At 42.3% G+C, this 14,816-nt stretch carries 13 protein-coding genes; 5 read left to right on the top strand and 8 right to left on the bottom strand.

Annotated features, from left to right (window positions below):
• Positions 1-146: 146 nt before the first annotated feature.
• Positions 147-2,234 carry a polyribonucleotide nucleotidyltransferase gene (pnp, locus tag FTU91_RS00340; RefSeq protein WP_180080235.1) on the top strand — a complete coding sequence of 696 codons (2,088 nt, stop codon included), beginning with the start codon at positions 147-149 and terminating at the stop codon, positions 2,232-2,234.
• A gap of 259 nt (positions 2,235-2,493) precedes the next feature.
• Entirely contained in the window at positions 2,494-3,729 is a 1,236-nt protein-coding gene (locus tag FTU91_RS00335; protein ID WP_180080155.1) for a magnesium transporter CorA family protein, read from the top strand.
• 110 nt (positions 3,730-3,839) lie between these two features.
• Here FTU91_RS00335 and FTU91_RS00330 read toward each other — a convergent pair whose 3' ends face one another.
• The 8 genes from FTU91_RS00330 to FTU91_RS00295 all read right to left on the bottom strand — a co-directional run bounded on the left by FTU91_RS00330 (position 3,840) and on the right by FTU91_RS00295 (position 12,273).
• Entirely contained in the window at positions 3,840-4,097 is a 258-nt protein-coding gene (locus FTU91_RS00330) for a YdcH family protein (protein WP_086195236.1), read from the bottom strand.
• A gap of 96 nt (positions 4,098-4,193) precedes the next feature.
• A complete protein-coding gene (locus FTU91_RS00325; protein ID WP_166169495.1) occupies positions 4,194-4,532 on the bottom strand; it encodes a chaperone modulator CbpM in 339 nt (112 codons plus the stop codon).
• 10 nt (positions 4,533-4,542) lie between these two features.
• A complete protein-coding gene (locus FTU91_RS00320) occupies positions 4,543-5,508 on the bottom strand; it encodes a DnaJ C-terminal domain-containing protein (RefSeq protein ID WP_180080152.1) in 966 nt (321 codons plus the stop codon).
• Between the two features lie 143 nt (positions 5,509-5,651).
• Entirely contained in the window at positions 5,652-6,113 is a 462-nt protein-coding gene (locus tag FTU91_RS00315) for a DUF2147 domain-containing protein (RefSeq protein ID WP_180080149.1), read from the bottom strand.
• 429 nt (positions 6,114-6,542) lie between these two features.
• Positions 6,543-6,998, bottom strand: a complete 456-nt coding sequence (locus tag FTU91_RS00310) for a DUF2147 domain-containing protein (RefSeq protein ID WP_180080146.1) — start codon at positions 6,996-6,998, stop codon at positions 6,543-6,545.
• A gap of 225 nt (positions 6,999-7,223) precedes the next feature.
• On the bottom strand, positions 7,224-8,099 hold the full coding sequence (locus FTU91_RS00305) for an Hsp33 family molecular chaperone HslO (RefSeq protein ID WP_086195241.1): 876 nt from the start codon (positions 8,097-8,099) through the stop codon (positions 7,224-7,226).
• A gap of 50 nt (positions 8,100-8,149) precedes the next feature.
• Positions 8,150-9,991 (bottom strand): monovalent cation:proton antiporter-2 (CPA2) family protein, encoded by a 1,842-nt coding sequence (locus FTU91_RS00300; RefSeq protein ID WP_180080143.1) that lies wholly within the window; start codon positions 9,989-9,991, stop codon positions 8,150-8,152.
• 59 nt (positions 9,992-10,050) lie between these two features.
• Positions 10,051-12,273: a primosomal protein N' gene (locus FTU91_RS00295; protein WP_180080140.1), complete on the bottom strand. Its 2,223-nt coding sequence runs from the start codon at positions 12,271-12,273 to the stop codon at positions 10,051-10,053.
• Positions 12,274-12,425: 152 nt separating this feature from the next.
• On the opposite strand from FTU91_RS00295, the gene gspF reads away from it, so the two are divergent.
• The 3 genes from gspF to FTU91_RS00280 all read left to right on the top strand — a co-directional run bounded on the left by gspF (position 12,426) and on the right by FTU91_RS00280 (position 14,730).
• Complete coding sequence (gene gspF, locus FTU91_RS00290; protein ID WP_166169485.1) at positions 12,426-13,631, top strand: type II secretion system inner membrane protein GspF; 1,206 nt, start codon at positions 12,426-12,428, stop codon at positions 13,629-13,631.
• A 45-nt stretch (positions 13,632-13,676) separates the two neighbouring features.
• On the top strand, positions 13,677-14,114 hold the full coding sequence (gene gspG / locus FTU91_RS00285; protein WP_086195245.1) for a type II secretion system major pseudopilin GspG: 438 nt from the start codon (positions 13,677-13,679) through the stop codon (positions 14,112-14,114).
• 280 nt (positions 14,115-14,394) lie between these two features.
• Positions 14,395-14,730, top strand: a complete 336-nt coding sequence (locus FTU91_RS00280) for a hypothetical protein (protein ID WP_180080137.1) — start codon at positions 14,395-14,397, stop codon at positions 14,728-14,730.
• Positions 14,731-14,816 lie beyond the last annotated feature (86 nt).

Raw genomic sequence — 14,816 nt, 5'->3', positions numbered from 1 at the left:
TTAAAAATAGTGTATTCATACATTTTATAGTCTAGTGAGGTCGGCTTCTAAGCTTTGTCATTTATGCAGTTGATGTGAATGCCAAACCTTAGGGGTCTCCACTAGAATAACTGTTCAAAAGAACTAGGAAAGAAAAATACATGTCAATGTTTAATATTGTTCGTAAAGAATTTCAATTTGGTCAACATCAAGTTGTACTAGAAACAGGTCGTGTTGCGCGTCAAGCCAACACCGTTCTGATTACTATGGGCGGTGTAACCGTACTGGTTGCCGTGGTTGCTCAACCGACTGCTAAAGCAGGTCAGGACTTCTTCCCACTGACTGTTAACTATCAAGAAAAACAATATGCTGCTGGTCGTATCCCGGGTGGTTACGGTAAACGTGAAGGCCGTGCGTCTGAAGCTGAAACTTTAATTTCACGCTTAATCGACCGTCCAATCCGTCCATTGTTCCCAGAAGGTTATTACAACGAAATTCAGGTCACTGCGACTGTGGTATCTTCTGATAAAACTATGGAAGCCGATATTGCAGCAATGCTCGGTACTTCAGCAGCACTTGCTATTGCAGGTACGCCTTTCCGTGGTCCAATCGGTGGTGCGCGTGTTGGTTTAATCAACGGTGAATACGTTCTTAACCCGAACAATGAACAGTTAAAAGAATCTGACCTTGACCTCGTTGTTGCAGGTACGGAATCTGCAGTATTGATGGTTGAATCTGAAGCGAAAGAACTTTCTGAAGACCAAATGTTAGGTGCTGTGCTTTTCGGTCATGACGAAATGCAAATTGCAATCCAGGCCATTAAAGAATTCGCTGCAGCTGCGGGTGTGAAAGAATCAACTTGGGTTGCTCCAGCGAAAAATGAAGACCTTCGTGCAAAATTAAAAGAAGCATTTGAAGCGAAAATTTCTGAAGCCTATACCATTGCGGTGAAACAAGACCGTTATGCGGCATTGGATGCACTTCAAGCTGAAGCAGTTGCTCAATTCGTTCCTGAAAATGACGAAACTGGCATTGCAGATGACTTGAACGAACTCTTTGAAGACCTTAAATACCGTACCGTACGTGACAACATTTTGTCAGGTAAACCACGTATTGACGGTCGCGACACCAAAACAGTTCGTGCACTTGACGTACAAGTTGGCGTTCTAGACCGTGCTCACGGTTCTGCATTATTCACACGTGGTGAAACTCAGGCCTTGGTAACAACGACTTTGGGTAATACACGTGATGCGTTAATGGTAGATACATTAGCGGGTACTAAAACTGATAACTTCATGCTTCACTACAACTTCCCTGCATACTCGGTAGGTGAAACTGGTCGTGAATCTGGTCCTAAACGTCGTGAAATCGGTCACGGTCGTCTGGCGCGTCGTGGTGTTCAAGCCGTACTTCCGGCAGCTGACCGCTTCCCGTACGTGATCCGTATTGTATCTGACATCACAGAATCAAACGGTTCATCTTCAATGGCTTCTGTATGTGGTGCTTCATTATCACTTATGGATGCAGGTGTTCCACTTAAAGCACCAGTTGCCGGTATTGCAATGGGTCTAGTGAAAGAAGGCGAGCGTTTCGCAGTACTTTCTGACATCTTGGGTGACGAAGACCACCTTGGGGACATGGACTTTAAAGTTGCAGGTTCTGCAAACGGTATTACTGCACTTCAAATGGATATCAAGATTGAAGGTATCACTGAAGAGATCATGGAAGTTGCGTTAAATCAAGCATATGCAGGTCGTATGCACATCCTGAATGCGATGAACCAGGTGATTTCACGTGCCCGTCCTGAAATTTCTATGTACGCGCCGACATTCCAGGTGATCAGCATCAACCCTGACAAGATCCGTGACGTGATTGGTAAAGGTGGTGCGACCATCCGCGCAATTACTGAAGAAACCAAAGCAGCAATCGACATTGAAGACAACGGTACAGTTCGCGTATTTGGTGAAACTAAAGCTGCTGCGATGGCTGCAGTTGCGAAAATCCAGGCGCTTACTGCTGAAATCGAACCAGGTACAATCTACACAGGTAAAGTGATTCGTATCGTTGAATTCGGTGCATTCGTGAACATTCTTCCGGGTACTGATGGTTTGCTTCACATCTCTCAAATTTCGAACGAACGCATTGCTAACGTTTCAGACGTATTGTCTGAAGGTCAGGAAATCAAGGTTCAAGTGGCCGATGTCGACAACCGTGGTCGTATCAAACTGACCATGAAAGACATCGAACAAGCTTAATGGTTTGAATTTCACATGACTAAGCTCATGTGAATGAAAATGATTAAAAAAGCCTTGAGCTTCGTCAAAGCAATCACTTTGGCTGGCTCGGGGCTTTTTTATGGGCAGCGAAAAAATTCGGTTTAAAATATGTAAATCCAGTTGTATGTTATTGCTTAACACTTTCGCACAGCTGATAATTTCATCGCCGATAGTATGATTAAATTATTGAAATTTCCATTAATTAAACAATAAGAAAGTACCCTAGAGAATTGTTGATATGCAGGTTTATTATTTCTACCAACATCCCACTGAACAGCATATTTTTGTACAGAAAACCCAAAATGTTACAGCCGAACCTGTCTTTCTGTGGATTGATTGCACCCGGGAAGATGTCGTGAATCGTGCGGATGAGTGGCAAAAAGAAATCTATCAATATACTCAGCTGATATTAAATGAATTTCATATGAAAGATATTTTAAATTTGGAGCATCCTTGTAGTTTCGATACTCTGGAAGATTATGACCTGCTGATTTTCCGTAAACTGATTACTCCGGATGATGATATAAAAATCGGAGCACAAGCGCTGGAACAGCATGAAAAGATGTTTGGTTTAGCCACCACACCGGTGAGTTTTATCATTACACCTCAGGCGCTGATTACGGTGCGTGAGCAAGGCAATAGAGCGGTTGAAAATTATATTTCCCGGATTGAAATGAATTTCACCCGTTCTGTGCAAGATCAAAACAAATCGCGTAAGGTTTCTACCACACCTCTAGATTTAGCTTTACGTTTGTTAAATAGCATGATCGATGGTTATTTAGATTTGCGTGTACCTCTGACCCGACGTGTCGAGTTCTGGCAGCAAGAATTACTGCAAGGTCATCGCAGATTTACCAAATGGAATCAGTTATTGCAGGAAAGTATGTCTTTTCAACAAGTGGAGAATCTTTGCGAAGAACAAATAGATGTCTTACAAGAACTGCGGGACGAAATTGTCGATAATTACCCTCATTTAAAAGGCAAGAAGAAGTCTGAACGGCAGGATATTATGCTGGTACGGATGGATGATCTGGTCAGCCATGTGGGTCGAATTCAAAAACATACGGTTCGTCTTCGTGCTTCAATTCAGGCAGCCATCGATTTACATTTTTCTGCAATTGCCAACCAGACCAATGAAAACATGCGGATTCTGGCCATTATTACCGCGATATTTGCCCCTTTAACCTTATTGACCGGGGTTTACGGAATGAATTTTGAGTTTATTCCAGGCTTAAAATCTCCGACCGGGTTCTGGAGCATGCTGATCGTGATGCTGATCACGACGATACTGCTGGTTTATTATTTTTATCGTCGCCATCTGGTGGGGCGTGGGGAAAAGAGTGTCATTGATTTACTGGCCCAACAGCATCAGGATCAACGCGTGAACCTGTTCTGGTTTTTAAACTATGAGCCGATTAAGCACTCGGTCAAAGAAACTATGAAAGAAGTTGAAAAACTGACCAAGTTTAAATAAAGGTCAGTTTTCAGCAAATTTTTATCCATATTCACTGTGTTCGATGCACAATCAGCACAGTTCAATTAAATTTAAAAAATGCTCTCGGCCATTTGCTGTATGCTGCCAGATCAACTGACCTGAGCATTTTGGGTTAGTATTCTATAAATTTCATCTTTCATTTTCAGCTTCTTGCGCTTCAATAAATCAATATCCTCATTAACTAAATTAACTGGATTAAGCTCAAGTTGAGCGATTTCTTTATCCAGTTCCTGATGGCTCTCAAATATTTTTGCGAAATGAGGATCATCATGACGCAATTTGTGGATGAGTTCTTGATGCTCAGGAAACATACGCTTCACTTTTTTATTACATTCTTTGGTTTTCATAAGCCTAGATTATTCTCCAGCATTGAATTTCAGAACAAAATAGTCAGTCATCACCTACCTATCTATAAAAGATAGCAGGGAGACTGAAAAGTACCTTTAAGCATTTTTGACATTCAAGTGTCTGACCTGTTTACGTAATTGCTGTACCTCATCAATTAAATCCAGCATCATTGCCACCGCAGAAAAACTGGCATCAAAGTCGCGCTGCAAACGGTAGGCCCGACGTGCACGCGAAACATCGTGACCAAAAAATTGATGAATTCTTTCTTCTGGGCGCGTGTCTAAAATATCGTATTCAAGTAGCTGTAAAACCCACTCCGGACTTTGTCCGCATGCATCCGCGAAATGCTTTAAATCAAAACTGTAATGTTCATCAATGACATCTGCAGGATTAAATTCATCAGATATAATTTCACGATAATGAATGGTCGTCATGATGTTCTCCTTAATCATTGCGAGGCTTAAACTTGGTAAAGGCTTCGGAAAAAGCCTGATAAGCCTGCTGTTCATGTTCAGTTTGCGCAGTTGGGTAAACAATATTTAAAACCAGATAGAGATGACCGGGTACTTTGCTTGGAATCCCTTGGTCCTTGAGTCGTAGCTGTTGACCTGTTTTGGCATTTTTAGGCACGTTTACCTGAATTTTTTTACCTTCAGGCGTAGATATTTCAATGCTTTGACCTAAGGCGGCTTCCCAAGGGGAAATATTCACATTGTAATAAATATCGGCACCTTCAACCCGTATCCGTGCAGTATCCTTATAGTGAATTTCAATGTACAAATCACCATTTTTACCGCCATTGATGCCACTTTGTCCTTGTCCAGAGAGACGGATATTTTGTCCTTCTTTCATGCCTTTAGGAATTTTGACCTGCAAAGTTTTGCGTTGAACCTCCGGCTCGCCATAGGCATTTAAGGTCGGAATCTGCAAGGTAATCTGCTGAGTGGCTCCCTGATAAGCAATTGCCGGATCAATCTCTATACTTGCATGTTGATCTTCACCCTGATAACTGCGTTGTTGTTGGTGCTGTTGCTTTTGATATTGGTAGTTGGCTCCGCCAAAACCAGAACCAAAACGTCCAAAAAGGTCTTCAAAACCACTAAAATCGGACTGCTGCTGGTTAAAACCCTGACGGTAAAATTGGTTATGGTCAAAACCTCCTGTGCCAGTCTGTGCTCCAGATTGATAAAAAGCTTCAGGATGATCCAGCTGGAAATCGTATTCAGCTTTTTTCTCTTCATTGCTTAGCGTGTCATAAGCGACATTAATACTTTGCATTTTTGTTTCAGCATCGGTTTCTTTGCTGACATCGGGATGATATTTTCGAGCCAATTTCCGGTAGGCTTTCTTGATTTGATCTTGGGTGGCATTTCGGTTAATGCCAAGAACTTCATAATGATTTTGAGGCATATAATGGGAATCTGGGTTTGATCATGTTTTAATCATTATTATGCTTTTCATAGTTCTGAAACAGTATTGATCTGTGCCTTATTGTTTCAAATTATGACAAAAAAAGGCTCCGTAACCGGAACCTTGAAAAATGCTGAATGCGATTAATATTTAATCCAGGTCACACTACGCCCAATCACGGAAATTCCGACATAACCGCGCAGATTCAAATGCTTGCCACTGGCACTAAGACGTGCCTTGCCTTTATAGATTTTGCCACCAACCGGATCAAGTACACGGCCATTGTTAAATTCACGAGGATTGTCCGGATTTTGGGTAAAGCCCCAAATAAAGGGTAAGCCAATAAAAGGCTTATTTTTTAAGTTGCCCGGGCAACTGGAACAGATGACCATTTTTTCTGTACCGGGTACACTCCGGGTTGCGACGATGATTCCTTCATAAGTGCCATCTGGCTTTTTGCTAATTTCTACATCCGCACGAGAATAGCCGGTCCGGTCATCAATGGTTTTCCATTTACCCACCAATGGATCATTTTCAGCAAAACTGAAAGATGAAACAGCAGCTAAAATTACCCCGGTCAAAATCCCTTTATATAAATTCTTCACTAATTTCCCCTGTTGAATGAACTATTTTTTAATTTTAGAGTAAAACGCCTAATTTATAGCGATAAGTATCTATAAAATCAAATGATTAAATTGATAAATAAGTCACATAAATAATTAATAGTGCTAAGGGAGTTATTTTTTAATTTCTTTTTGATTAAAAAATATTCGATTTGGATATTAAAAATTTAAAATTTTATTTAATTAATATTTAAGCTGAATGCCAAAATAAAGTTTTTTATGAAGAAATTATTATTCTTATAATTTTTAGTAAGTGAGTTTATCTTTTAGTATATCCAAGTTATTAATAAAAAATAATTTATTTCATAGTTCATAAATGAGACTTGAACTGAATCTTAAGATTATAAATCTGGAGGATGCACAAGTTTTTAACAGGATGGAGATAAAAACTTGTGCTGAATGAAAAGCATGTTAATTCACTCTAATCCAGGACACGGTACGGCCCAGCAGGCTAGTACCAATAAAGCCACGTAAGGTCAGGACATTGCCTCGTGTATTGAGACGACCCTTACCTTGATAGACATGACCTGAAAGGGGATCAAGTACTTGACCATCAATAAATTCATCTGTCTTTTTAGGGTTTTGCTTAAAGCCTGACAAGATCGGTAAGCCAATCAGAGAGGCATTTTTGAGTGCTCCTTTGCATTTTTCACAATGATCAATAGCGCTACGGTTTGGAATGGCATGGACTTGGATCATTGTTCCCCGATAAGCGCCATTTTCTTGCTTGGTGATGAGAACTTCAGCACGGGCATATCCTGTTTTATCATCAATCGTTTTCCATGTCCCTACCAAGTCAGGAGCTTTTGCATGAATAAAAGGACAGGTCAGCAGTAATAATAGACTAAGCATTATTTTTGTGTTCATGTGGTCAATATTTCCAATTATTAATTTATTTTTATGCATTAGAAATAAAGCATTATTTGAGATTGTTTTGCTTTATTTTGAAAGCGGATTTTACGCTAAAATATTTAAAATACAAGTGTAAAAAAACGCTATAAAAGGAAGTAAAAAATGATGTATTTTATTTTGGCCAGATAAAAAAAGAGCAGTAATTATTATTACTGCTCTGATTTTATTTACTTGATCAAATTAACTTAAGTGTTTGCCAAATAAACCAAAGGCTTCTTCCGCAGTAAATGTGTAGCGGGTACTACAGAATTGGCAATCCATGGTAATGGGATTCTGGAACTCTAAAGTTTCACGTACTGCTTCCACACCAATTTGAATCAAGGCATTGGCGCAACGCTCTTTAGAACAGGTACAACCAAAGCTTAATTGTTCAGCTTCAGGTAAACGCACATCTTCTTCATTGTACAGACGGTAAAGAATTTCAGTCGGTTCCAAATCTGTGAGTTCCTCGGCTTTCAATGTCTCGGTCAGTATGGTCAGGCGTGGCCAGAGGTCTTCATCCACACGTTGCTGCTCTTCTTCACTATTGCGTGGCAAGAGCTGAATCAGCAGACCGCCAGAACGTTCAGCTGTGCTGGATAAAACGATTTTCGTTGGAATTTGTGCAGATAAATCATAATACTGCATCAGACAGCCGGCCAAAGTATCATGCTCTAAGGCAATAATACCCTGATAGCGTTCACCGAATTCAGGCTCAATATTAATAAACAGTATCGGATTGACCAGGGCATTAAATACCGTGCTGCTGTTTTCTGCCTGAAAAAAGCGTGGATCTTCTTCATAATCGGCTGATGCACGTAGCTGGCCTAGATGGTTACATTCAGCCATAGCCCATTTAAAAGTTCCAGCTGCCTGAATTTGCAGGCTGATCCGGCCTTTAATTTTCAGGGTGCTGGCTAACAATGCGGTAGCGCTGAGCATTTCCCCCAAAAGGATTTGAATGGCTTGCGGATAATCACGTTGCGCAAGAATCGTTTGCAGAACGCTTTCCAGATGAACCACTTCACCACGAATCGGGCAATTTTCAATATAAAAGCGTTGACGTAATTCAGACATAAATTTCTCCAATAGCCCGTGTTAATGGTGTCTATATTGTAAAACACAAGCTAGTTACTATCATCTCTTGTGACATCAATACGCTGATGTGCTAAGCCGCGTTGTAAATTGACGCCAGTAGGTTCTTGACGAATTTGCGCATCACTTTCAAATAAATGCTCAAGTTCTGCCAGTGCATTACGATGGGTCTCATAAATTTTCTGTTCATCAGTATAAACCCGTTGCTGTTGAAGCAATAATTTCTCATCGTAATCACGAAACAGTTCAATACTCTTATACGCATCTTCTTCGCTAATCTCTAATTCGCGTAAAGCGCGATAAGCCATACCTAGCGATGATAAATAAGTTTCACGCCAGATCTGTTCGACACCTAAATCGCGCAGTAAATGCACATGATGACGGTCTCGGGCACGCACCAAAAGTTTCAGATTGGGATAGTTTAAACGAATATGACGTGCCACATTCATGGAGTCTTCAATATCATCAATCGCTAGGACAAAAACTTTGGCGTGTTCAATGCCTGCGGAACGTAAAATATCGGGTTGTGTCGCGTCCCCATAGTATACCGTGCCGCCATAGTTGCGTACGAAATCGACTTTTTCCAGGTTACTGTCAATCGCGGTAAAAGACTGGTGTTGTAAATGGGCAATACGGGCAATAATCTGGCCGAAACGGCCAAAACCGGCAATGATCATCGGGTTATGGATATCTGGAATTTCATCATAAACTGGCGTTTTTTCTTTATCTATTAAAGGAATAATCCAGCGACTGATCAACCAGTAAAACATTGGGGTGAGCACCATGGAAAGGGTCACAATCAGGGTCAAAGGTTCAAGCATGGCTTGAGTAAGAACTTTTTCACTCGTCGCGACTTTCAGCACCACAAAGGCAAATTCACCGCCTTGGGCCAGACAGGTGGCCAGCAGCAAACTGTTACGCCATGAATAGTTTAAATAACGGGCAATCGCCATCAGGGTGATGCTTTTGACCAGCATTAAAATGAGGGCACCGCCAATAATCAACCAGGGCATATCTACCAGCAGGGATAATTGTGTGGTCATGCCCACCGTCATGAAGAATAAGCCCAGCAGCAGTCCCTTAAACGGTGCAATACTGGCTTCCAGTTCATGCCTGAATTCGGAGTCGGCCAGCAACACCCCGGTTAAGAAAGCGCCCAGGGTGGTACTGATGCCGAGTACATCCATTAGTACCACGACACCCAGTACAATAAACAAGCCGACTGCGGTAATCAGTTCATGCGCGCCACTTTTGGCCACAAAGCGGAAAAATGGCCGCATCATATAGCGGCTAAACAGGAACAAACCGCTAAAGGTGGCAATAATGGCGGCAAAGTAGGCCACTCCATGGTGGGTCGATTCAGTACCTGCCAGTAAGGGAATAATCGCCAGCAGGGGAATGGCCGCAATGTCCTGAAACAGTAAAATAGAAAAAGATTGTTGCCCGAAGGTGGTGTTGAGTTGCTGCTTTTCTGAGAGCAGCTGTAACACAAAGGCAGTGGAGGATAGCGCCAGCGCCATACCAATCACAAAACTGGCGGCCAGATTCTGCTGTAAGGCAAAAAAAGTCACGACTGCCAGAATAACTCCGGTAATGCCGACTTGTAAGCTGCCCATCAGAAAGATGGATTTGCGCATTTCCCACAGTCGTTGTGGACGCAGCTCCAGACCAATAATGAACATCAGCAAGATGACGCCAAATTCGGCCAGTTCCTGAATCGCGTCCGGATCGCTGGCCATATTCAATACGCTGGGACCGAGCAGAATGCCTGTAAACAAATAGCCGAGTACCGTGGCAATGCCAAAACGCTTGGCGAGCGGCACCAAGAGCAGCGAAGCACCCAGAAAAATCGTAATTTGTAACAGTAGCGACATTAGTTTGTCCTGGAATTTATTTTAATTTCAAGGAATTTAAGCACAGCATAAATGTTGATTTAGCTTAATTCTTGAGGATCTATATCGAGTGTCAGTTTCATGTTTGAGGGCTTTTCATGCAACATATTTTGCCACCAGGTACGGATATAAAAATGTAATCGGGCCCGATCTTGTGACAGCAGCACCATATGCGCCTGATAACGCCCGGCCTTACGTTCCATCGGGGCAGGAATCGGTCCCCAGATATCAATCAGGTTTTCCGAAACCTGTCTTAACGCCTGAGCATGCTGCTGTAAAAATTCCTGGTTCTGTTCCTGACTTTTCGATTCACAGCGTATTAATGCTGCATAACGAAAAGGTGGCAAAGCTGCGGCCTGACGTTCTTTTAAGGTCTGTTTGGCAAAATACCGGTAATCCTTGTCAATTAAGGTATTCAGCAAAGGGTGATCCGGCCGCAGGGTTTGTAAATAGACTTCACCTTTGCGTTCACCGCGTCCGGCACGACCAGCGACCTGTACAATCAGTTGTGCCGTGCGTTCGGTGGCACGAAAATCGACACTGAGCAGGCCGGAATCAATATCTAAAATAGCCACTAAAGTGACATAGGGAAAATGATGTCCTTTGGCCAGCATCTGGGTGCCGAGCAAAATCACCGGTTCACTTTTCTGGATTTTGTCATAAATTTTTTGCCAGCTGCCGACCCGGCTGGTGGAATCGCGGTCGACCCGAATCACGTCGAAATGGGGGAACAGTTGTTGCAGGTTTTCTTCCACTTTGGCGGTGCCCAGACCAATCGGTTTTAATTCACTATGCTTGCACTGCGGGCATTGTTCCGGTAGACGGTGAATGCTGCCACAGTGGTGACAATGCAAATGCTGATAAGGCTGGCGATGCACGGTAAAGTTGGCATCACAATGCGGGCATTTGGCCTGCCAGGCACAGCTTTCACAAATCAGTACCGGGGCATAACCGCGACGGTTGAGGAACACCAATACCTGTTCTTTTTTATCCAGACGTTTTTGAATTTCATCAATCAGACTTTGGCTCATGCCATTCTGTTTTTGTGCAATTTTCAGGTCAATCAGATGAATCTTTGGCATCACGGCTGCACCGGCACGCTGATTCAGTTCTAAACGGGTCATTTTCCCCATTTCAACCAGTGCATAGCTGTCAATACTCGGGGTGGCTGAGCCTAAAATAATCGGACAATTTTCCAGATGGGCACGGTACATTGCGACATCACGGGCATGGTAGCGAAAGCCTTCCTGCTGTTTGAAAGACAGGTCGTGTTCTTCATCCAGAATGATCAGTCCCAGATTGGGCAGCGGCGTATAAATGGCTGAACGGGTGCCTAAAATAATCGAAGCCTTGCCTGTTTGTGCAGCTTGCCAGGCTTGCAGGCGCTTTGAATCGTTCAGTCCTGAATGCAGTAGTACAATGTTGCCATGAAAACGTGACTGGAACCGGCTGATGGTCTGCGGGGTCAGGCCAATTTCAGGCACTAAAACCAAGACCTGTTTACCCTGTTTCAGTACCTCTTGCATGATTTGCAAATACACTTCGGTTTTACCGCTCCCGGTCAAGCCATCCAGTAAAAAGGCCTGATATTTTTTCTGGGCTTTCAACACCTGTTGAATAGCTTTTTTCTGATCTTCATTGGCGGTTAAGGGCATTTGTGCCAGTGTGACCGCTTGCGGGCGAAAATCCTGATGTTCCAGAATACATTGTACAATCGCCTTCTTTTCCAGCACTTTGAGTGTTGTTGTTTCAATTCCTGCTAAATTTAAAATATTTTCTGTGGTGCCTTGAGGATGTAATTTCAGCACTTTATAAGCCTGTTGCTGTTTTTCAGAGCGCGTCAGCTTGTCTTCAGCATGTAAATCTAGAACTTTCCACATGCGGGCCAATAAATTATAGGGTTTGCCCTGACGCAGAAATGTCGGCAGGGCACTCTGAAATACTTCACCAATCGGAAATTGATAATATTGCGCGGACCAGGTCAGCAAGCTTAAAATTTTTTGATCTAAAAGCGCTTGTTCATCCAGCAGTTCAGTGATGGCTTTGAGCTTAAAACGTGGATCAATCGGGGTATCGGCCGTTAATTTTTCAACAATAATGCCCACTAGATTTTGCCGTCCAAACGACACAGCCACACGTGCCCCGACTTCAGCTTGCTGATATTGTTCAGCCGTTAAGGTGTAGTCAAAACAGTCATAGAGATGTACAGGTACGGCAACACGAATGCGATAAATGTCGGCTAGAGTCGGTGGTGTATTTGGCATAAATAAAGGTCAACTGGTCCTGATCAAATTTCGTCGTGCTAAGGATAGAGTTATGTTAGAGTGAGCAAATCATTTATAGCTAAGAATATGAATGATTTTGGTAGTCAGACGCAACCGCGCTGAAGCAAATTTTAGAAAATTAGAGCATCACAATGCCTGCATATCAATTTACTGCCATTGATGCTTCAGGGAAGCAGCAAAAAGGCGTGTTAGAGGGTGATTCGGCACGTCAAATCCGTCAACAGCTCAGAGACAAAGCGCTTATTCCTGTGACGGTTGATCCTGTTGAGCAAAAAGACAAGCATAACTCAAAACGCTGGTTTCAGAAAAAAATCACTGCCTATGATTTGGCCCTGTTTACCCGTCAACTTTCAGTTCTGGTGGCAGCTGGAATTCCTTTGGAAGAAGCGCTGCGGGCGGTAGGCAAGCAAAATGAAAAGGCTCATGTGCAAAACCTGTTGATGTCAGTGCATTCCAAAGTGATGGAAGGTTATTCACTGGCCAATGCCTTGCAGCAGGCCGGACGCTTACCGGATTTATATATTGCCACCATTGCAGCGGGTGAACGCTCGGGACATCTGGATTTAATTCTGGATCAATTGGCCGATTACACCGAAAACCGCTTTGCCATGCAAAAGAAAGTGCAGGGCGCGATGATTTATCCGATTATTCTCATGCTGATGTCTTTTGCCATTGTGATGGGGCTGATGACTTATGTGGTTCCGGATATTGTCAAAACTTTTGACCAGAGCAAGGAGGCATTACCGTGGATTACGGTTGTGCTGATGAAAGCCAGTGATTTCATTCGTGTGGCCTGGCCGTTTTTACTGATCGCCAGTGTACTGGGTTTCATCACTTTGGCACGTTTTTTAAGAACGTCTGCCGGGCATTATGCCTTTGATCGTTTAACGCTCAAATTGCCATTATTTGGTAAATTATCGCGTGGTATAAATGCAGCACGTTTTGCCAGCACTTTATCGATTTTGACCCAGTCTGGTGTACCTTTGGTCGATGCACTTAAAATTGGTGCCGCGGTAAGTAATAACTGGGTAATCCGTGACTCTGTTAACCAGGCGGCCGAGCGTGTCACTGAAGGTGGCAACCTGGCGACACAACTGGAACGCAGTGGTTATTTTCCAGCGATGATGGTACAAATGATTAAAAGTGGTGAAGCATCCGGCGAGCTGGATCGTATGCTGCAGCGTGCCTCCACCATGCAGGATCGGGAAGTAACTACACTGATTTCCACTTTACTGGCATTACTTGAGCCTTTAATGCTGGTCTTGATGGCAAGTATCGTGCTGGTGATCGTGATTGCTGTGATGATGCCAATTGTGAATATGAACAATATGATTTAACTGATTTTACATTTTATAAAGATAATGATTGTGCGAGAGAGTGAGATGCAAGGGAAACGATATCAAGTGAAGCAGTCTGGCTTTACCCTCATTGAAGTGATGGTGGTGATTGTAATTTTAGGTGTATTGGCTGCACTGATTGTTCCTAATGTGATGGGGCGTGGTGAAAAGGCCAAGGTTGATACCACTTCCATTACCTTAAAAGGCGTTGCTGGTGCTTTAGATCAATATAAACTGGATAATGGTAAATATCCGTCTATGCAAGATGGCGGCTTGGATGCACTGGTGAATCAGCCTGCTTCGGCTAAAAACTGGATGCCGGGCGGATATGTTAAAGGTGGCTATCCCAAAGACAGCTGGGACAATGATATTCAATATGTGATTCCAGGCGCTGAAGGCCGCCCATTTGATTTATATTCTTTTGGTGCTGATGGCAAAGAGGGTGGTGAAGATACGGATGCCGATATTTATTATCAGCCTTAATTAGAAATCACTATTTATTTTAATTTATCGAATATATCACTTCACTTCATATGAATATTCAATAGAAGCTGAAGTGATAATAAATCTTAATTATAAATTATGTGTTAATTTTTTGAATTTTAACAATATTATATAATAATGACTATTTGGTGTTTATAATGATAATTATTCCCATATTTATTCATTAAAATAATTTTAAAATATGAATAAATATCGTCTTTTTATTTAATTAAAATAGAGCATAATATTCTTGAAGGCATTTTTAGCCAAGGAGAATGGAATGAAAGCATTCATAATATCGGATGAAATTAACCAGTTTCATTGGGCAATGCTCAAGTCTGTTCTTTTAGTTTTGAGCTTACTTCCCATCAGTCAGGGCATTCTAAGCTTATGGAATGCGACGGAAGGCAGTAGCCAGATTATGGTTGGCTTTTTTGCCGTCAGTTTATTCAGTGCCCTGTTTGTATTGTGCTTTTGGTCTGCATTAAACGCAACTGTATTAAACTTAAAACAAGGTCATGCTTCAACCTTAGAGCACAGTATTGTAAAAATTTATCGTTATATTCCCATGCTATTTCTAACGGGGATGATGTCTTATTTGGTGACTCAGCTATAAATTCAATTCAATAAAAAACCGAGGCATTGACCTCGGTTTTTTAGTGCCTTTTTATTCCTTCTCCCTCTGGGATGAGGAATATATTC

The organism is Acinetobacter sp. YH12201, assembly GCF_013418145.1.
Lineage (GTDB): Bacteria > Pseudomonadota > Gammaproteobacteria > Pseudomonadales > Moraxellaceae > Acinetobacter.
This window is presented reverse-complemented; position numbering and strand designations above follow the sequence as displayed.

Excerpts from the sequence above, each read along its gene's own strand:
- pnp (WP_180080235.1), top strand. The coding sequence starts at position 147 with ATGTTTAATATTGTTCGTAAAGAATTTCAATTTGGTCAACATCAAGTT.
- FTU91_RS00335 (WP_180080155.1), top strand. The coding sequence starts at position 2,494 with ATGCAGGTTTATTATTTCTACCAACATCCCACTGAACAGCATATTTTT.
- FTU91_RS00330 (WP_086195236.1), bottom strand. The coding sequence starts at position 4,097 with ATGAAAACCAAAGAATGTAATAAAAAAGTGAAGCGTATGTTTCCTGAG.
- FTU91_RS00325 (WP_166169495.1), bottom strand. The coding sequence starts at position 4,532 with ATGACGACCATTCATTATCGTGAAATTATATCTGATGAATTTAATCCT.
- FTU91_RS00320 (WP_180080152.1), bottom strand. The coding sequence starts at position 5,508 with ATGCCTCAAAATCATTATGAAGTTCTTGGCATTAACCGAAATGCCACC.
- FTU91_RS00310 (WP_180080146.1), bottom strand. The coding sequence starts at position 6,998 with ATGAACACAAAAATAATGCTTAGTCTATTATTACTGCTGACCTGTCCT.
- FTU91_RS00305 (WP_086195241.1), bottom strand. The coding sequence starts at position 8,099 with ATGTCTGAATTACGTCAACGCTTTTATATTGAAAATTGCCCGATTCGT.
- FTU91_RS00300 (WP_180080143.1), bottom strand. The coding sequence starts at position 9,991 with ATGTCGCTACTGTTACAAATTACGATTTTTCTGGGTGCTTCGCTGCTC.
- FTU91_RS00295 (WP_180080140.1), bottom strand. The coding sequence starts at position 12,273 with ATGCCAAATACACCACCGACTCTAGCCGACATTTATCGCATTCGTGTT.
- gspF (WP_166169485.1), top strand. The coding sequence starts at position 12,426 with ATGCCTGCATATCAATTTACTGCCATTGATGCTTCAGGGAAGCAGCAA.
- gspG (WP_086195245.1), top strand. The coding sequence starts at position 13,677 with ATGCAAGGGAAACGATATCAAGTGAAGCAGTCTGGCTTTACCCTCATT.
- FTU91_RS00280 (WP_180080137.1), top strand. The coding sequence starts at position 14,395 with ATGAAAGCATTCATAATATCGGATGAAATTAACCAGTTTCATTGGGCA.